The sequence below is a fragment of the Streptomyces koelreuteriae genome, from assembly GCF_018604545.1.
GTDB classification, from domain to species: Bacteria; Actinomycetota; Actinomycetes; order Streptomycetales; family Streptomycetaceae; genus Streptomyces; species Streptomyces koelreuteriae.
Map to the genome: position 1 here is coordinate 3,564,400 of NZ_CP075896.1, position 17,224 is coordinate 3,581,623.

Here is a 17,224-nt window from a genome sequence, read left to right on the forward strand (position 1 = left end):
TTGCAGATGGGAGCGTTACAGGTGTCAGCGAAGGGCGTGTGTGCCGAGGTCAGTTGGCGGGTTTGAGCGGCAGCAGCGCACTGATGCGGAATCCTCCGCCCGGGCGCGGTCCGGCGTCCAGGGTGCCGCCGACCATGCCGATCCGCTCGCGCATGCCGATGAGGCCGTGGCCCTGGCCGTCGAACCCGCCCTCCTCGTACAGCTCGTGCGGGGCGCCCTTGCCGTCGTCCTCGACGAGCAGGCCGAGGCCGTCGTCGAAGTACACCAGGCGCACGCTCGCGCCCGCGTTGGGCCCGCCGTGCTTGCGGGTGTTGGTGAGCGCCTCCTGCACGATGCGGTACGCCGTCAGCTCGACGCCGCTGGGCAGCGGCCGAGGGGTGCCCTCGACCTTGAAGTCGACGGGCAGTCCGGAAGTACGGCACTGCTCGACGAGGTCCTCGATCTGCTGGACGTCGGGCTGCGGCACATACTCGCCGGCCTCCTGGTGCTCCCCGGTGCGCAGCACGCCGAGCAGACGGCGCATCTCGGCGAGGGCCTGGCGGCCGGTGGAGGAGATGGTCTCCAGGGCCTTCTTCGCCTGGTCGGGAGCGGCGTCGAGGACGTAGGCGGCGCCGTCGGCCTGGACCACCATCACCGAGACGTTGTGCGCGACGACATCGTGCAACTCGCGTGCGATCCGGGCGCGTTCGGCGGCGACCGCGACCTTGGACTGCGCCTCGCGCTCCTTCTCCAGGCGGGCGGCCCGCTCCTCCAGCTGCGCGAAGTAGGCGCGGCGGGTACGGATGGAGTCACCGAGCACCCAGGCGAGGGCGAAGGGCACGGCCATGAAGACCGTCAGGGCGATGTTGCCCGCGACGTTCGTCTGGTCGCTCGGCCAGCGCAACTGGGACACGGGGGCCGCGCACAGACCGGCGCCCAGCGCGAAGCGGGAGGCCCAGCGCGCGCCCTCCGCCGCGACCGTGTAGACGATCACCAGCAGGGCGAAGTCGGCGGGACCCCGCTCCACGTCGGTGACGAGCTGGGCCACCCCGACCGCGGTCGCGAGCAGCAGCATCTTCTCCGGCAGACGGCGGCGCAGCGCGACCACCAGGCACAGCAGAATCGTGAGTGGAACGGCGGCGGCCGGTGAGCCGTATCCGCCCGCCACTCCGCCGACCAGGGAAATCCCGAGGAGGACCACGGCCCAGGAGCCGTCGACCCACATCGGGTGCCTGCGGAGGAAGTCATAGAGGCGCTGCACGTAACCCAGCGTAGGGAAGCGCGATAGGTGCAGGGGTCAACCGGAGGACCGATCCGCACCGGGCGCGCGTACTCCGCAAGGTGGAGTTGCGTTCGTTGTGTGCGCTTAGCCTGGCCCGGTGACACCAGGTACGGGAGCCGAGTTGCACGAGTGGCGTGGGTGGCGGGCGGCGGCGGAGGAGGCCTTGTACGGGCCGGCCGGCTTCTACCGGCGGGACGAGGGACCCGCCGGGCACTTTCGTACGTCCGTGCACGCTTCGTCGCTGTTCGCCGGGGCCGTGGCGCGGCTGCTGTGCCGGGTCGACGAGGCACTGGGGCGGCCCGCGGTGCTGGACTTCGTGGACATGGCGGCCGGGCGGGGCGAGCTGGCCGGCGGGGTGCTCAACGCGCTGCCCGCGGACGTGGCGGCCCGCACGCGGGTGTACGCCGTCGAGATCGCCGGGCGGCCCCCAGGGCTCGATCACCGGATCGAGTGGCGGGCCGCGCCCCCGGAGCGGATCACCGGGCTGCTGTTCGCCAACGAGTGGCTGGACAACGTACCCGTGGAGGTCGCCGAGGTGGACTCCGCGGACACCGCCCGGCTGGTGCTGGTCCGGGAGGACGGCAGCGAGCGGCTCGGGGAGCCGGTCGGAGGGGATCAGGCGCGGTGGCTTCAGCGGTGGTGGCCGCTGCCCGGCGAGGCGGGGCTGCGGGCCGAGATCGGTCTGCCCAGGGACGAGGCCTGGGCCTCGGCGGTCGCCGCACTCGACCGGGGGCTCGCCGTCGCCGTGGACTACGCGCACACGGCGGACGCCCGGCCGCCGTTCGGGACGCTCACCGGGTTCCGGGAGGGCCGCGAGACCGCGCCCGTACCGGACGGCTCCTGCGACATCACGGCCCATGTCGCGCTCGACGCGTGCGCGCTGCCCGGTGGACGGCTCCTCCCCCAGCGTGAGGCACTGCACGCCCTGGGCGTGACCGGCGCACGCCCCCCGCTCACGCTCGCGTCCACCGACCCCGCCGCCTACGTACGCGCTCTCGCGGGCGCCGGGGAGGCGGCCGAGCTCACGGCGGCGGGAGGGCTGGGCGACTTCGGGTGGCTGGTGCAGCCGGTCGGGATCCCGGACCTGCTCCGGGACTGAGCCCCTACTTGTCGATGTCCCCGACCACGAAGAACATCGACCCCAGGATCGCCACCATGTCCGCGACCAGCGTCCCCGGCAGCAGCTCCGTCAGCACCTGGATGTTGTTGTACGAGGCCGAGCGCAGCTTCAGCCGGTACGGGGTCTTCTCGCCCTTGCTGACCAGGTAGTAGCCGTTGATGCCGAGGGGGTTCTCGGTCCAGGCGTAGGTGTGGCCCTCGGGTGCCTTCAGGACCTTGGGGAGCCGCTGGTTGACCGGCCCGGGCGGCAGCTCGGCGAGCCGGTCGAGGCAGGCGTCGGCCAGGTCGAGCGCGTTGTGCGTCTGCTCCAGGAGGCACTCGAAGCGGGCCAGGCAGTCGCCCTCCTGCCGGGTCACCACCTTCAGGACGTCGCCCAGCTCGCCGTAGGCCAGGTACGGCTCGTCCCGGCGCAGGTCGAAGTCGACGCCCGAGCCGCGCCCGATCGGCCCGCTGACCCCGTACGCGTGGACGGCCTCCGGCGTGAGCCTGCCGACGCCCCGGGTGCGGCCCCGGAAGATCTCGTTGCCGAGCACCAGGTCGTCGAAGCGGTCCATCCGCGAGCGCACGTCGGCGACGGCGGCACGCGCGCGGGTGGTCCAGCCGGCCGGCAGGTCCTCCTTGAGGCCGCCGACACGGTTGAACATGTAGTGCATCCGCCCGCCGGAGACCTCCTCCATGACGTGCTGGAGCTCCTCGCGCTCCCGGAAGGCGTAGAAGATCGGGGTGATCCCGCCGAGCTCCAGCGGGTACGAGCCGAGGAACATCAGGTGGTTGAGCACCCGGTTCAGCTCGGCGAGCAGCGTGCGCAGCCACACCGCGCGCTCGGGGACCTCCATGCCGAGCATCCGCTCCACGGCGAGGACCACGCCCAGCTCGTTGGAGAACGCCGACAGCCAGTCGTGGCGGTTGGCCAGCATGATGATCTGGCGGTAGTCGCGCGCCTCGAACAGCTTCTCGGCGCCGCGGTGCATATAGCCGATCACCGGCTCCGCGTGCGTGATGCGCTCGCCGTCCAGGACCAGCTTCAGCCGCAGCACGCCGTGCGTGGAGGGATGCTGGGGGCCGATGTTGAGCACCATGTCGGTGCTCTCCGCGGCGCCGCCGATTCCGACCATGGTCTCCGTCGTAGGAGTCATGGACACAGTCTCTCCTACGTACGCTGGCCTCATGGATACGGGGAGTGCGCGGGAGGCGGAGCCGGTGGCGGCCGTCGAGGGCACGGCGGGGGCGGACGGGGACGAGCCGGTGTGGATCGCGCTGCCGCCCGGGCTGCTGAAGATGCGGCGGTTGCTGCTGGTGGTGTGGCTGGGGCTGATCACCCTGGCCGCCGGGTTGCTGCCTGGCCTGCTGGCCGGGCCCGCCTGGGCCGTCTTCGCGGTGCTGCCGCTGGCGCTGATGGCTTGGGGCTGGGTGATGGTCGACCGCAACTGGCGTTCCTGGCGGTACGCCGAGCGCGCCGACGACCTGCTGATCAGCCGGGGCGTGCTGTGGCGCGAGGAGACGGTCGTGCCGTACGGGCGGATGCAGCTGGTCGAGGTCACCTCCGGGCCCGTCGAACGGCACTTCGGGCTGGCCAGCGTGCAGTTGCACACGGCCGCCGCGGCCACCGACGCGACCATCCCCGGCCTGGACCCGGCCGAAGCGGAACGACTGCGCGACCGGCTCACCGAGCTGGGCGAGGCCCGATCGGCGGGCCTGTGACAACGCCGGAGAGCGCCGAGACCGGGCGTGCCAACGGGGCCACCGGGGCCACCGGGGCCGCAGGGGCCACCGGGGCCGCAGGGGCTACCGGGGCTGCGGGGACCGCCGATGCCAACGGGACCGCTGAGGCGACGAGGGCCGCGGGGACCATCGGAGCCAACGGGCCCACCGAGGCGACGGGGGCCGCAAGGGCTACCGGGACTGCGGGGACCGCCGAGGCGACGAGGGCCGCGGGGACCATCGGAGCCAACGGGCCCACCGAGGCGACGGGGGCCGCAGGAGCCACCGAGACCGCCGAGGCCACCAAACCCCCAGGGGCCACCGAGGCCACCAACCCCGCAGGGACGGAGGCCGACAGGACCACCGGGGCGGCCGACAGCGCCACCGAGGCCGCCCATCCCTCCGAGCCCACCGAACCCACCGAACCCACCGAACCCACCAACCCCACTACCGCCCTACCCGAGCGCCGACTGCACCCCGTCACCCCCCTGCGGCGGGCCTGGGCGCCGGTCGCTGTGGTCATCGGCTGGGCCGTGCACGACCTCGACGGGGCGCAGCGCCAGCTGACCCGGCTGACGACGACCACGTTGCTGCTCGGCCTCGCCGTGATCATCCCGGCCGCCGCCCTCTACGGCTTCTGCTCCTGGTGGTTCACGCGCTTCGCGGTGACCGACACCGAACTGCGCATCCGCACCGGCCTGGTGTTCCGGCGCACCGCGCACATCCGGCTGGAGCGCATCCAGGCCATCGACATCACCCAGCCGCTGCTCGCCCGGGTCGCGGGCGTCGCCAAGCTGAAACTCGACGTCATAGGGACCGACAAGAAGGACGAACTGGCCTTCCTGGGCGCGGACGAGGCACGCACCCTGCGCGCCGAACTGCTCGCCCGGGCGGCCGGTTTCGCACCCGAGACCGCCCACGAGGTCGGCGAGGCACCGTCCCGGCAGCTGCTCCGCGTGCCGCCGGGTGTCCTCGCCGTGTCACTGGTGCTGACGGGCGCCACCTGGGGATCGCTGGCCGCGGCGCTCGTCGTACCGCCGGTGCTGTGGCTGTTCACCCACAGCCTGTGGACAGTTCTCGCGGTCGCCCTGCCGCTCCTGGGCGCGGCGGGCGCGAGCAGCGTGGGGAGGTTCGTCGCCGAGTACGACTGGACGGTGGGCGAGTCGCCCGACGGGCTGCGCATCGACCACGGTCTGCTGGACCGGGCCCACGAGACGGTGCCGCCGGGCCGGGTGCAGACCGTGCGGATCGTGGAGCCGCTGCTGTGGCGGCGGCGCGGCTGGGTGCGCGTGGAACTCGATGTGGCGGGCTCGTCCAACTCCGTGCTGGTGCCGGTCGCCCCGCGCGAACTCGCGGAGACCGTCGTCGCGCTGGTGCTGCCCGGAGTGACCGTGCCGGAGCCCGCGGCCCTCGCGCCGTCGCCGCGCCGCGCCCGGTGGTGCGTGCCGGTGTGGTGGCGGGGGTACGGACTCGCCGTCACCGACGCGGTGTTCGCGGCGCGCTCCGGGCTGCTGGCGCGGAGTCTGGCGCTGGTGCCGCACGCCAAGGTGCAGAGCGTACGGATGACGCAGGGGCCCTGGGAGCGGGCCCGGGGCGTGGCCGACGTCTGTGTGGACACCGGCGCGAACAAGGTCGTACGGGCGCGGCTGCGGGACGCGGACGAGGCACGCGAGTTGCTGGCCCGGCAGGCGGAGCGCTCCCGGACGGGACGCAGGGACGCGCGCCCGGACCGCTGGATGGCGTGACCGGCCGAGAACCGAAAGGCGCGGGCCTCAGGACACCGCGCTGCGCAGCCCCTGCACGTCGATCTGTTCCGTCTCGTCGTGCGCGGTCAGGTCGATGACCTGGCCGATCCCGCGCGACTCCTCGTCCGCCGGCTTGTACCGGGCCTCCGCCTCGGCCTTGTGCAGGGCGAGGGCCTCCTGGCCGACGACATCCGCCAGGTCCTCGTTCTGCACGGCCTCCAGAGCGGCGCGGGACGTCTCCTGCTTGGTGCCGAAGAAGTCGAACCCGCCCTCGGTCCGCGGACGCCGCGCCGGCGTCTGCGGGGCGACGGCCACGGCGGTCGGCACGGCGTAGTGACCCGACGCGGCCGACCGCGAGAGCCGTTCGGTCTCGGACGTGGCGGACGCGGCGGACGTGGCGGACGTTCCGACGGCCGCCCGCTCGTGGGCGTCGACCGCCTCCGACCGCTCCCGCGGCTCGTCCTCGTGCGACGGCTCCCGGAGGTCCGGCTGTTCGTCCTTCGCCTCCTGCGCGGGCTCGTCCTCGTCGTCGTCCGGGACGCCGTCACCGTCGCCGTCCGGGCCGCCGTCCGGGTCCGGGGCCGCGTCGCCGTCGAACCGGGCGAGCGCGGCCGCCGCACGCAGGAACAGCCGGGACCCCTCCGGCGAGAAGACCGCGGGAACGGCCGGCTCCTCCTCGACGGCCAGATCCCCGGCCGTCGCGGCGGATGCCTCGTCCGCGTCCGCCGAACCGTCCGCCGGCTTCGACGCGCCCGCGGGCAGCGCGGCCCGCACCGGAACCGTCGCCTCGATCTCCAGCATCCGGCGGTCCTCGAGGACGCTCGCGCGCTCGGTCTCGGACGTGGCGTACCGGCGCAGCAGCGCGGCGTGTTCGTTGCGCAGCCCGGCCAGTTCCGTGCGCTTGGCGCGCAGCCGCTGCTCCAGCTTCACGCGCAGCTCGCGGGACTCCTCCAGGTCGCCCTCCAGTTCGGCGACGCGCTCCTCGAAGCGCCACTCGTCGCTCGCGCGCCCGCGCGTGAGGTCGGCGACGCGCTTGCCCGCCTGGCTGTCCCAGCGGCGCAGCACGACCGCGCCGACGACCGCCGTCGCCGCGGCGGCCGCCGCCAGACCGCGGAGCACCATCGGCTCCGTGAACACCCAGGGCCCCAGGGCGCAGACGAGGGAGACGCCTGCGATCGCCGACGGGGGAAGCAGCCTGTGCAGGGGCGGGGAATGGCGGTGACGTCCACGTGGCATGGCCAGAAACTTACCGCGCGTAGGCGAATCATGGTGAGCCACCCCGCAAAACAAAGCCATACCGAAGTGTTCACACCGCATCAGAACTCGACACCGAGCGGAATCCGCCCGTCAATCAATTCCCGAGATCACGCGCAGGATCACTCCCAAGATCATTTCCAGCGGTCCGCGAACGGCCGTCCAGCCGCCCGCTGATCCACTCCAGCGTCGCCGGAATCTCGCGCCGCCAGGTGTTGAAGTTGTGCCCGCCGCTTTCGAGGACGATCGACGAGATCCGCGTCCGCCCGGTGTTCTTCACGCGTTCGATGAACCGCAGCGTGTCCTTGTAGTTGGACTCCCCCTCCCTGCTGCTGGTGACCAGCAACGACGTATCGGGAGCGGGCCTGTGCTTCAGGTACCACCACAGATCGGCGCGATTGCGCAGCCCCTTGTCGCCCTGGAAGAGATCACCGGTCGTGGCGTCGATCGGCGCCTTGTAGTACGCGGAGAGACCGGCCCCGGCGGCGTACACATCGGGATGGTGCATGGCGATCTTCAACGCGCAGTAGCCGCCCGTGGAGTTGCCGACGATGCCCAGCCGGCCCGGCTTTGCGACCACCCTGAACTGCGAACGCAACGCGTCGGGCAGATCCCTCGCGAAGAACGACTCGGTCTGCGGCCCGCCCGGGATGTCCACGCACTCCGTGTCCCGGGGCGGCGCCACCGTCGGCCGCAGCATCACGAGGATCGTCGGCTTCATCCGCCCCGCCCGGGCCAGTTCCAGGGCCGTACGCGGATAGTGGAGCTTCTCCACCAGCGCCGACGCCGTACCCGGATAGCCGGTCAGCACCACGGCCGCGGGGAACGAACGGGTGCGGTACCGCGGCTGGAAGTACTCCGGCGGCAGATAGACGTACGCGGGCGTCGCGATGCGGGTCGTCCGGCCCACGATCCCGACCTCCTGGATCCGGCCGCCGACCTGGGGCTGAGCGCCGCCCGCCCCCGGCACCCGCCGCGTGGCGACCACCTCCAGCGGGCCGCCGCCCCGCGCGTGATCGACCACCACGCCCTGGTCCTTCTCCTGCCCGAACAGATCCGCCCAGCTCGCGTAGAACCCGAAAGCCTGGTTGGCGGCGAGACCCACCGCCGCGAACAGCGCCAACTGCGTGGCCAGCAGCAGACCGACGCGCCCGCACACCGCCCGCCAGCCGCGCCGGGCCAGCCGCGGCCACAGCCAGACCGTGCCGGCGAACAGCAGCACGGCCGACAGCGCCGCCAGCAGCAGCACGTTGTTGCTCGTGAGACCCATGGGTTGGTTACCTGTCCGCGCTCTCCGTCCGGCCACCCCGACCACACCTTCGCGAGGGCTTGTCCCGGACTTTCCTTGGCCTTTGAAACGGCTTTGACGTGGGGAGTGAACCTCTCCCCCCGAGACACCGTCCTAGAGGGCGCAATGTCGCCGGATGCCCGAATCGGTACCGGATCCAAGGTCTCTCGCAGAACTACGGGATGCGATGTCTGTCAGGACAGATGAGGAAATGTCGGTCGAGGTTCCGAGTCGCAGAAGCGACGCGGCTCCCACGGGCCGGGTGAACCGGGTGCGCCGGCTGCTGCGCGGACCGCGCCCCGAGGCCGTCCCCGTCCTGGTCGGCAGAGCATGCGCCCTCGTGGGCGTCCTGGACATCGCCGCGGGCGTGTTCCCCCGCTTCCGCCACAGCCGCATGCACGCCATCGCCGAGGTACTGCCCGGCGCGCTCGGCCCCTTCGCGGCCGCCCTGTCGCTCAGCACCGGCGTGCTGTTGCTGCTGCTCGCCCACGGCCTCAAGCGCGGCAAGCGCCGGGCCTGGCGGGCCGCCGTCGCCCTGCTGCCCGCCGGCGCCGTCGCCCAGTTCACGTACCGCCACTCGCTGGTCGGCGTACTGATCTCCCTGGCCCTGCTGGCACCGCTGCTGCTCCACCGCGACCAGTTCGACGCCCTGCCCGACCCGCGCAGCCGCTGGCGGGCCCTCGCCAACTTCGTCCTCATGAGCGCCGGTTCGCTCATGCTCGGCCTGCTCATCGTCAGCGTCCACGCCGAGCGCATCATCGGCGACCCGAGCCTGGCCGACCGCATCACCCACGTCATCTACGGCCTGTTCGGCTTCGAAGGCCCCGTCGAATACCAGGGCAACACCTCCTGGACCGTGGCCTTCTCGCTCGGCGCCCTCGGCCTGCTCACCGCCGTCACCACCATCTACCTGGCCTTCCGCCCCGAACACCCCGCCGCCCGGCTCACCGAGGAGGACGAGACCCGGCTGCGCGCCCTCCTGGAGCGGCACGGCCACCGCGACTCCCTCGGCCACTTCGCGCTCCGCCGCGACAAGGCCGTCGTCTTCTCCCCCAGCGGCAAGGCCGCCGTGACCTACCGCGTCGTCTCCGGCGTCATGCTCGCCAGCGGCGACCCCATCGGCGACGTCGAAGCCTGGCCCGGCGCCATCGAACAGTTCATGGACGAGGCCAAGGCCCACTCCTGGACCCCCGCCGTCATGGGCTGCTCCGAGACCGGCGGCGAGGTCTGGACCCGCGAGACCGGGCTCGACGCCCTCGAACTGGGCGACGAGGCGGTGGTGGACGTCAAGGATTTCTCCCTCGCCGGCCGCGCGATGCGCAACGTGCGCCAGATGGTCAAGCGCATCGAGCGCGCCGGTTACGAAACCCGGGTACGACGTGTCCGTGACCTCGGCGAGGCCGAGCTGGAACGCATCCGCCGCGCCGCCGACGACTGGCGCGGCACCGACACCGAACGCGGCTTCTCCATGGCGCTCGGCCGCGTCGGCGACCCCGCCGACGGCGACTGCCTCATCGCCACCGCCCACAAGGCCGACGAACACCCCGGCCCCTACGGCGACCTCAAGGCGATCCTGCACTTCGTGCCCTGGGGCACCGACGGCGCCTCCCTGGACCTCATGCGCCGCGACCGCTCCGCCGACCCCGGCATGAACGAACTCCTCATCGTCGCCGCCCTCCAGGCCGCCCCCCGGTTCGGCATCACCCGCGTCTCCCTCAACTTCGCCATGTTCCGCGCGGCCCTCGCCCGCGGCGAGAAGATCGGCGCCGGCCCGGTGCTGCGCGCCTGGCGCGGACTGCTCGTCTTCCTCTCCCGCTGGTTCCAGATCGAGTCCCTGTACAAGTTCAACGCCAAGTTCCGGCCGCGCTGGGAGCCCCGCTTCGTCGTCTACCGCGCCTCCGCCGACCTGCCCCGCATCGGATTCGCCGCCATGCAGGCCGAGGGCTTCGTCGACCTCGCCCTCCCCCTGCCGCGCTTCCTGCGCCGCCGCGGCCCGGCCGGCCGCCGCCCCTGCCCCCACGGCACCGCGACCGAACGGGGCGTCCGGGCGGCCTGACCGAGCCCCCACACGGGGCCGTCCCTTGGGCCGCAGCCCCGGACGGCCCCCGCCGGGGCCTACGCTGAACATATGAGCAACCAGAGCGGACGCGGGCGCGTGGCGGGCCTACCGGAATGGGACCGCTGCGCGGTCATGGGAGTCGTGAACGTCACCCCCGACTCCTTCTCCGACGGCGGCCGCTTCTTCGACACCACGACCGCCGTCAAACACGGCCTCGACCTGGTCACCGAGGGCGCGGACCTGGTCGACGTCGGCGGCGAGTCCACCCGCCCCGGCGCCGCCCGGGTGGACGAGGCCGAGGAACTGCGCCGCGTCATCCCCGTCGTCCGCGGCCTCGCCTCCGAAGGCGTCACCGTCTCCGTCGACACCATGCGCGCCTCCGTCGCCGAACGCGCCCTCGCCGCGGGCGCCGCCCTCGTCAACGACGTCAGCGGCGGCCTCGCCGACCCCCGCATGATCCCGGCCGTCGCCGACGCCGGCGCCCCCTTCGTCGTCATGCACTGGCGCGGCTTCCTCCAGGGCGGCAACGTCCGGGGCGAGTACACCGACGTCGTCCGCGAGGTCGTGGACGAGCTGCGCACCCGCGTGGACGCCGTCCTGGCCGGCGGCATCGCCCCCGACCGCGTCGTCGTCGACCCCGGACTCGGCTTCTCCAAGGACGCCGAGCACGACCTCGCGCTCCTCGCCGGCCTCGACCGGGTCCTGCGCCTCGGCCACCCCCTGCTCGTCGCCGCCTCCCGCAAACGCTTCCTCGGCCGCGTCCTCGCCGGCCCCGACGGCCCGCCCCCGCCCGCCCGCGAACGCGACGCGGCCACCGCCGCCGTCTCCGCCCTCGCCGCACACGCCGGCGCCTGGGCCGTCCGCGTCCACGAGGTACGCGCCACGGCCGACGCGGTACGGGTCGCCCACGCCATAGAAAGGGCGCGTACGACGGACACCGGCGCGGAAGGAACCCGGTGAGCGCCCCGCACACCGACGTCGAACAGGTCGAGGCCGCCAACACCGCCTTCTACGAGGCACTGGAGCGGGGCGACTTCGAGGAACTCGCCTCGCTCTGGCTGACCCCTGCCGACCTGGGCGTCGACGAGTCCTACCACGACCCGGCCGACACCGGCGTGGTCTCCTGCGTGCACCCCGGCTGGCCCGTGCTCACCGGCCGCGGCGAGGTCCTCCGGTCCTACGCGCTGATCATGGCGAACACCGACTACATCCAGTTCTTCCTGACCGATGTACACGTCTCGGTCACCGGCGACACCGCCCTCGTGAACTGCACCGAGAACATCCTCAGCGGCGGCCCCGCCCCCGAGGGCGACGAGGAGCTCGGCCCGCTCGTCGGCCAGCTCGTGGTCGCCACCAACGTGTTCCGGCGCACGCCCCAGGGGTGGAAACTCTGGTCGCACCACGCTTCCCCCGTTCTGGCCGAAACCGACGAGGACGAGGGCGAGGAGACCCCCTCCTGAGTGGGTAGGCGCCTGACAAGGGCCGGACCGCGGCGACGACGTGGTTGGAATCACGGACCCCCGGGTATGGGCGGCTACCAACCCATGAGCCGCCGGGTTCGCCAGGGGAAACGCTGGATGAATCCTGCCCGGCCCGGCCCGGGCGCCCACCCCCGTGGCCCGGCCCCCTCCGGGCTCGCAGGTAGATTCGACTGAGGCCGGTGTGCCGCCCGCACACGGCACGGACCGGCCGTGACCGACGATTGCAGGAGTGATTCGCGTGGATCGTGTCGCGCTGCGCGGCCTGAAGGCCCGTGGGCACCACGGTGTGTTCCCCGAGGAACGCAAGGAGGGCCAGACCTTTGTCGTGGACCTCGTCCTCGGCCTGGACACCCGGCCGGCCGCGGCCGACGACGACCTGGCGAAGACCGTTCACTACGGCATCGTGGCCGAGGAGGTCGTGGCCGTCGTCGAGGGCGAGCCCGTCAACCTCATCGAGACGCTCGCCGAGCGGATAGCCCAGGTATGTCTGAAGCACGAGGGGGTCGAGGAGGTCGAGGTGGCCGTCCACAAGCCGGACGCCCCGATCACCGTCCCCTTCGACGACGTGACCGTCACCATCACCCGGAGCCGAGTATGACTGCACCCTTCATCCAGGGTCCCAGCGACCCGACCGTACAGCCGGTACCCGCCTCCGTCGTCGACAAGGTCGACGCCGCCGACACCACGCTCAGCAACCCCAAATGGGCCGTGGTCGCCCTCGGCTCCAACCTCGGAAACCGCCTGGAGACCCTCCAGGGAGCCGTCGACGCCCTCGAGGACACGCCCGGCCTGCGCATCAAGGCCGTCTCCCCGGTCTACGAGACCGAGCCCTGGGGCGTGGAGCCCGGCAGCCAGCCCGCCTACTTCAATGCGGTCGTCGTCCTCAAGACCACCCTCCCGCCCTCCTCGCTCCTGGAGCGCGCGCACGCGGTCGAGGAGGCCTTCCACCGCGTCCGGGACGAGCACTGGGGCCCCCGCACCCTCGACGTCGACATCGTGTCCTACGCCGATGTCGTCTCCGACGACCCGCAGCTCACCCTCCCCCACCCCCGCGCCCACGAGCGCGCCTTCGTCCTGGCTCCCTGGAACGACCTGGACCCCGAGGCGCAGCTGCCCGGGCGCGGCCCGGTCGCCGGTCTGCTGGACGCCGTCACCCGCGACGGCGTGGCGCCCCGCAAGGACCTGGAACTCCGGCTGCCCGAGTAGCCGTTAAGGTCAAGACGGCCGCGGAACGGGGCCACCGACGGGGGAAGCGAAGGGACACCGTGAGAGAGCTGCGCATCAGGGTGCTGGTCGGCGTCTTCGTCGTGGCCGGAGTCCTGTCCTGGGCCGGGGCCCGCCTGTGGAACTCGGTCGGCACCCTTCCCGGCGTCCCCATGGCCGCCCCCATCGTCCTGGCCATGATCGCCGTGGTCCTCCTGGCCACGGCGCTCTCGCTCCGCGCCCGCCTGAAGGCCCAGCGCGAGCGGCAGCCCGACGCCAAGGGCGTCGACCCCATGATGGCGGCCCGCGCGGTCGTTTTCGGCCATGCCAGCGCCCTGGTCGCCGCCCTCGTCTCCGGCATGTACGGCGGCACCGGCGTCTTCCTCCTGGAGTCCCTCGACATCCCCGCCCGCCGCGACCAGGCCATCTACGCCGGCCTCTCCGTCCTCGCGGGCATCGCCGTCATAGCGACGGCCCTCTTCCTGGAACGCGTCTGCAAACTCCCGGAAGACGACGAACACGACGGCACGGGCACGGCCCCTACGACCTGACGCCCGGCGTCAGCGCGCCATGATGAGGCTCATCGCCTCGTTCCGGGTCGCCGCGTCCCGCAGCTGACCCCGCACGGCCGACGTCAGCGTCTTCGCGCCGGGCTTGCGGATCCCGCGCATGGACATGCACATGTGCTCGCACTCCACGACCACGATGACCCCACGCGGCTCGAGGATCTCCATCAGCGAGTCCGCGATCTGCGTGGTGAGTCGTTCCTGCACCTGCGGGCGCCGGGCGTAGACATCCACGAGCCGGGCCAGCTTGGACAGCCCGGTGATCTTTCCGCTGGTGGCCGGGATGTACCCGACATGAGCGACGCCCCGGAACGGTACGAGATGGTGTTCACAGGTGCTGTACACCTCGATGTCCTTCACGAGCACCATTTCGTCGTGCCCGATGTCGAACGTCGTCGTCAGCACATCCTCGGGCTTCTGCCACAGCCCGCCGAATATCTCCTTGTACGCCCGCGCGACCCGCGCCGGTGTTTCCCGGAGCCCCTCGCGGTCGGGGTCCTCGCCGACCGCGATCAGCAGTTCCCGAACGGCGTTCTCGGCTCTCTTCTCGTCGAATTCGCCGAGCTGGCCCTCGCCGGCCAGCGTCACGGGGTCGGTCATCTGGGTGCCTCGTTCCTGTGTCCTTCACGGGGCGGCCTGCGGAAATGGCGAAAAGCCGCGCCCCCCAGGCTAAAACCTGGGGGGCGCGGCATCCATTCCGGGCCCGGGGGCCGCGGGGAGAGCGGTGGTCAGCTCTCGGGGCGGTCCTCCGGGGTCCGCTCGGGCGCCGGGGCGGGTTCCGCCGTGGTGCTCTTCGCGGTGGAGATGGCCGGCGTCGCGCCGTTGGTCCCGTTCGTCAGGGCCAGCTCCTTGGGGGAGAGGACCGGCGGGCGGGTGGACGGCGTACGGCGGGAGGAGCCGGTCCAGGCGGGACGCGGCGGGCGCTTGACGATCGGCGCGAAGATCTCGGCGATCTCCTCCTTGCCCAGCGTCTCCTTCTCGAGGAGGGCCAGGACCAGGTTGTCGAGGACGTCGCGGTTCTCGACGAGGATCTCCCACGCCTCGTTGTGCGCGGTCTCGATGAGCTTCTTGACCTCTTCGTCGACCAGCGCGGCGATCTCTTCCGAGTAGTCGCGCTGGTGAGCCATCTCACGTCCGAGGAACGGCTCGGTGTTGTCGCCGCCGAACTTGATCGCGCCGAGACGCTCGGTCATGCCGTACTGCGTGACCATCGCGCGGGCCAGGCCGGTGGCCTTCTCGATGTCGTTGGCGGCACCCGTCGTCGGGTCGTGGAAGACGAGCTCCTCGGCCGCGCGGCCGCCCAGCATGTAGGCGAGCTGGTCGAGCATCTCGTTGCGCGTGGTCGAGTACTTGTCCTCGTCCGGCAGCACCATGGTGTAGCCGAGGGCGCGGCCTCTGGAGAGGATCGTGATCTTGTGGACGGGATCGGAGTTGGGTGAGGCCGCCGCGACCAGGGCGTGACCGCCCTCGTGGTACGCGGTGATCTTCTTCTCCTTGTCCGACATGATCCGGGTCCGCTTCTGCGGGCCCGCGACCACACGGTCGATCGCCTCGTCCAGCATGTGGTTGTCGATCAGCTTCTGGTCGCTGCGGGCCGTCAGCAGGGCGGCCTCGTTCAGCACGTTGGCGAGATCGGCACCCGTCATGCCGGGCGTGCGGCGGGAGACCGCCGACAGGTCGACGTCGGGCGCGACCGGCTTGCCCTTCTGGTGGACCTTGAGGATCTCCAGACGGCCCTGCATGTCCGGGCGGTCGACCGCGATCTGGCGGTCGAAGCGGCCGGGGCGCAGGAGGGCCGGGTCGAGGATGTCCGGGCGGTTCGTGGCGGCGATCAGGATGACGCCGCCCTTGACGTCGAAGCCGTCCATCTCGACGAGCAGCTGGTTAAGGGTCTGCTCGCGCTCGTCGTGGCCACCGCCGAGGCCGGCGCCGCGGTGGCGGCCGACCGCGTCGATCTCGTCGACGAAGACGATCGCCGGGGCGTTCGCCTTGGCCTGCTCGAAGAGGTCACGGACTCGGGAGGCACCGACACCGACGAACATCTCGACGAAGTCGGAACCGGAGATCGAGTAGAACGGCACGCCCGCCTCGCCGGCGACGGCTCGGGCGAGCAGGGTCTTGCCGGTGCCGGGCGGGCCGTACAGCAGCACGCCCTTGGGGATCTTGGCGCCGACGGCCTGGAACTTGGCGGGCTCCTGGAGGAACTCCTTGATCTCGTGGAGCTCCTCGACGGCCTCGTCCGAGCCGGCGACGTCCGAGAACGTCGTCTTGGGGGTGTCCTTGGTGATCAGCTTGGCCTTGGACTTCCCGAAGTTCATGACCCGGGAGCCGCCACCCTGCATCTGGTTCATCAGGAACAGGAAGATGACCACGATGAGGACCAGGGGCAGCAGGAAGGAGATCAGCATCCCGATGAACGGGTTCTGCTTGGACGGCGAGATCGTGTAGCCGTCCGAGATCTGCTTGTCCTGGTACTTGTTCTGCAGCGTGTTGGCGATGTCCACGCCCTGGTCGCCGATGTAGCTCGCCTGGATCTTCGAGCTGCCCTCGACCTTTACGCCGTCCTTGAGCGTGACCTTGATGGTCTGCTCGTCACCGGTGGTCAGCTTGGCCGACTCCACCTTGTTCTGGTTGATCGCCTGGACGACCTGGCCGGTGTCCACCGTCTTGTAGCCGCCGGACGAGCCGACGACCTGCATCAACACGACCACGGCAAGGACGGCCAGCACGATCCACATGACCGGCCCACGGAAGTATCGCTTCACGTCCATCCATACGGAGCGGTGCCGCCCCGTCCCTCCTGCCATAGTGAGTTTGATAAAGACTGTTCTTCGGACGGTACCCCAGCATTGTCACCTGAAGCTGCGCGGGACGACTGGCGATCCGTCTACGCATGCTCCAACGGCGGGAAGTCCGCTGGGGTTCCCGATCACCGTCACGGCACCCCGGCCGGGATTCAGCCGCCGTACACGTGGGGCGCGAGCGTACCGACGAACGGGAGGTTGCGGTACTTCTCGGCGTAGTCCAGGCCGTAGCCGACGACGAATTCGTTGGGGATGTCGAATCCGACCCATTCCACGTCGATGGCGACCTTCGCGGCCTCGGGCTTGCGCAGCAGGGTGCACACCTTGAGGGAGGCGGGCTCGCGCGAGCCGAGGTTGGAGAGCAGCCAGGACAGGGTCAGGCCGGAGTCGATGATGTCTTCGACGATGAGGACGTGCTTGCCCTTGATGTCGGTGTCGAGGTCCTTGAGGATCCGCACCACACCGGAGGACTGGGTGCCCGCCCCGTACGAGGATACGGCCATCCAGTCCATGGTGAGGGGGGTGGACAGCGCCCGGGCGAGGTCGGCCATGACCATCACCGCGCCCTTGAGGACTCCGACGATCAGCAGGTCCTTGCCCGCGTACTCCGCGTCGATCTTCGCGGCCAGCTCGGTGAGCTTGGCGTCGATCTCTTCTTTGGTGATGAGCACCTGCTGGAGGTCGGCACCCATGTCTTTCGCGTCCACCCGCATCACTTTCGGTCGTCCCACCGGCTGAGCGGC

General features: G+C 71.5%; 16 protein-coding genes. 9 read left to right on the top strand and 7 right to left on the bottom strand.

All coding sequences use genetic code 11. The features are described from left to right. Positions 1-49: 49 nt before the first annotated feature. A complete protein-coding gene (locus KJK29_RS15845; RefSeq protein WP_215119811.1) occupies positions 50-1,240 on the bottom strand; it encodes a sensor histidine kinase in 1,191 nt (396 codons plus the stop codon). A gap of 118 nt (positions 1,241-1,358) precedes the next feature. Between KJK29_RS15845 and KJK29_RS15850 the strand changes: the two genes are divergently transcribed. Beyond that, positions 1,359-2,360: an SAM-dependent methyltransferase gene (locus KJK29_RS15850; RefSeq protein WP_215119812.1), complete on the top strand. Its 1,002-nt coding sequence runs from the start codon at positions 1,359-1,361 to the stop codon at positions 2,358-2,360. A gap of 4 nt (positions 2,361-2,364) precedes the next feature. Here KJK29_RS15850 and KJK29_RS15855 read toward each other — a convergent pair whose 3' ends face one another. Further along, complete coding sequence (locus KJK29_RS15855; protein ID WP_215119813.1) at positions 2,365-3,516, bottom strand: NADH-quinone oxidoreductase subunit D; 1,152 nt, start codon at positions 3,514-3,516, stop codon at positions 2,365-2,367. A 31-nt stretch (positions 3,517-3,547) separates the two neighbouring features. Between KJK29_RS15855 and KJK29_RS15860 the strand changes: the two genes are divergently transcribed. Both KJK29_RS15860 and KJK29_RS15865 read left to right on the top strand, forming a co-directional pair. After that, positions 3,548-4,081: a PH domain-containing protein gene (locus KJK29_RS15860; RefSeq protein ID WP_215119814.1), complete on the top strand. Its 534-nt coding sequence runs from the start codon at positions 3,548-3,550 to the stop codon at positions 4,079-4,081. A 470-nt stretch (positions 4,082-4,551) separates the two neighbouring features. Beyond that, on the top strand, positions 4,552-5,826 hold the full coding sequence (locus tag KJK29_RS15865; RefSeq protein WP_215124301.1) for a PH domain-containing protein: 1,275 nt from the start codon (positions 4,552-4,554) through the stop codon (positions 5,824-5,826). 27 nt (positions 5,827-5,853) lie between these two features. Here KJK29_RS15865 and KJK29_RS15870 read toward each other — a convergent pair whose 3' ends face one another. Both KJK29_RS15870 and KJK29_RS15875 read right to left on the bottom strand, forming a co-directional pair. Continuing rightward, complete coding sequence (locus tag KJK29_RS15870; RefSeq protein WP_215119815.1) at positions 5,854-7,062, bottom strand: hypothetical protein; 1,209 nt, start codon at positions 7,060-7,062, stop codon at positions 5,854-5,856. A gap of 115 nt (positions 7,063-7,177) precedes the next feature. Continuing rightward, complete coding sequence (locus tag KJK29_RS15875) at positions 7,178-8,350, bottom strand: alpha/beta hydrolase (protein WP_215119816.1); 1,173 nt, start codon at positions 8,348-8,350, stop codon at positions 7,178-7,180. 229 nt (positions 8,351-8,579) lie between these two features. On the opposite strand from KJK29_RS15875, the gene KJK29_RS15880 reads away from it, so the two are divergent. The 6 genes from KJK29_RS15880 to KJK29_RS15905 all read left to right on the top strand — a co-directional run bounded on the left by KJK29_RS15880 (position 8,580) and on the right by KJK29_RS15905 (position 13,662). Next, the gene (locus KJK29_RS15880) at positions 8,580-10,424 is read left to right on the top strand and encodes a phosphatidylglycerol lysyltransferase domain-containing protein (protein WP_215119817.1); all 1,845 of its coding nucleotides are present in this window, start codon (positions 8,580-8,582) and stop codon (positions 10,422-10,424) included. A gap of 72 nt (positions 10,425-10,496) precedes the next feature. Next, positions 10,497-11,387 carry a dihydropteroate synthase gene (folP, locus tag KJK29_RS15885; protein ID WP_215119818.1) on the top strand — a complete coding sequence of 297 codons (891 nt, stop codon included), beginning with the start codon at positions 10,497-10,499 and terminating at the stop codon, positions 11,385-11,387. Continuing rightward, on the top strand, positions 11,384-11,887 hold the full coding sequence (locus KJK29_RS15890) for a nuclear transport factor 2 family protein (RefSeq protein ID WP_215119819.1): 504 nt from the start codon (positions 11,384-11,386) through the stop codon (positions 11,885-11,887). Before folP ends, KJK29_RS15890 begins: the two co-directional genes overlap by 4 nt. A 259-nt stretch (positions 11,888-12,146) precedes the next feature. Continuing rightward, positions 12,147-12,506, top strand: coding sequence for a dihydroneopterin aldolase (folB, locus tag KJK29_RS15895; RefSeq protein ID WP_215119820.1), 360 nt, complete (start codon positions 12,147-12,149; stop codon positions 12,504-12,506). After that, positions 12,503-13,114, top strand: a complete 612-nt coding sequence (folK, locus tag KJK29_RS15900) for a 2-amino-4-hydroxy-6-hydroxymethyldihydropteridine diphosphokinase (protein WP_215119821.1) — start codon at positions 12,503-12,505, stop codon at positions 13,112-13,114. Before folB ends, folK begins: the two co-directional genes overlap by 4 nt. 59 nt (positions 13,115-13,173) lie before the next feature. After that, entirely contained in the window at positions 13,174-13,662 is a 489-nt protein-coding gene (locus KJK29_RS15905; protein ID WP_215119822.1) for a DUF3180 domain-containing protein, read from the top strand. A 9-nt stretch (positions 13,663-13,671) separates the two neighbouring features. On the opposite strand, the gene folE is transcribed toward KJK29_RS15905, so the two are convergent. The 3 genes from folE to hpt all read right to left on the bottom strand — a co-directional run bounded on the left by folE (position 13,672) and on the right by hpt (position 17,194). After that, positions 13,672-14,277, bottom strand: a complete 606-nt coding sequence (gene folE / locus KJK29_RS15910; protein ID WP_215119823.1) for a GTP cyclohydrolase I FolE — start codon at positions 14,275-14,277, stop codon at positions 13,672-13,674. 128 nt (positions 14,278-14,405) lie between these two features. Continuing rightward, positions 14,406-16,448 carry an ATP-dependent zinc metalloprotease FtsH gene (ftsH, locus tag KJK29_RS15915; RefSeq protein WP_215119824.1) on the bottom strand — a complete coding sequence of 681 codons (2,043 nt, stop codon included), beginning with the start codon at positions 16,446-16,448 and terminating at the stop codon, positions 14,406-14,408. 185 nt (positions 16,449-16,633) lie between these two features. Next, positions 16,634-17,194 (bottom strand): hypoxanthine phosphoribosyltransferase, encoded by a 561-nt coding sequence (hpt, locus tag KJK29_RS15920; protein WP_215124302.1) that lies wholly within the window; start codon positions 17,192-17,194, stop codon positions 16,634-16,636. Positions 17,195-17,224: the final 30 nt, after the last annotated feature.

Excerpts from the sequence above, each read along its gene's own strand:
- KJK29_RS15855 (WP_215119813.1), bottom strand. The coding sequence starts at position 3,516 with ATGACTCCTACGACGGAGACCATGGTCGGAATCGGCGGCGCCGCGGAG.
- KJK29_RS15860 (WP_215119814.1), top strand. The coding sequence starts at position 3,548 with ATGGATACGGGGAGTGCGCGGGAGGCGGAGCCGGTGGCGGCCGTCGAG.
- KJK29_RS15870 (WP_215119815.1), bottom strand. The coding sequence starts at position 7,062 with ATGCCACGTGGACGTCACCGCCATTCCCCGCCCCTGCACAGGCTGCTT.
- KJK29_RS15875 (WP_215119816.1), bottom strand. The coding sequence starts at position 8,350 with ATGGGTCTCACGAGCAACAACGTGCTGCTGCTGGCGGCGCTGTCGGCC.
- KJK29_RS15880 (WP_215119817.1), top strand. The coding sequence starts at position 8,580 with ATGTCGGTCGAGGTTCCGAGTCGCAGAAGCGACGCGGCTCCCACGGGC.
- folP (WP_215119818.1), top strand. The coding sequence starts at position 10,497 with ATGAGCAACCAGAGCGGACGCGGGCGCGTGGCGGGCCTACCGGAATGG.
- folK (WP_215119821.1), top strand. The coding sequence starts at position 12,503 with ATGACTGCACCCTTCATCCAGGGTCCCAGCGACCCGACCGTACAGCCG.
- folE (WP_215119823.1), bottom strand. The coding sequence starts at position 14,277 with ATGACCGACCCCGTGACGCTGGCCGGCGAGGGCCAGCTCGGCGAATTC.
- ftsH (WP_215119824.1), bottom strand. The coding sequence starts at position 16,448 with ATGGACGTGAAGCGATACTTCCGTGGGCCGGTCATGTGGATCGTGCTG.
- hpt (WP_215124302.1), bottom strand. The coding sequence starts at position 17,194 with ATGCGGGTGGACGCGAAAGACATGGGTGCCGACCTCCAGCAGGTGCTC.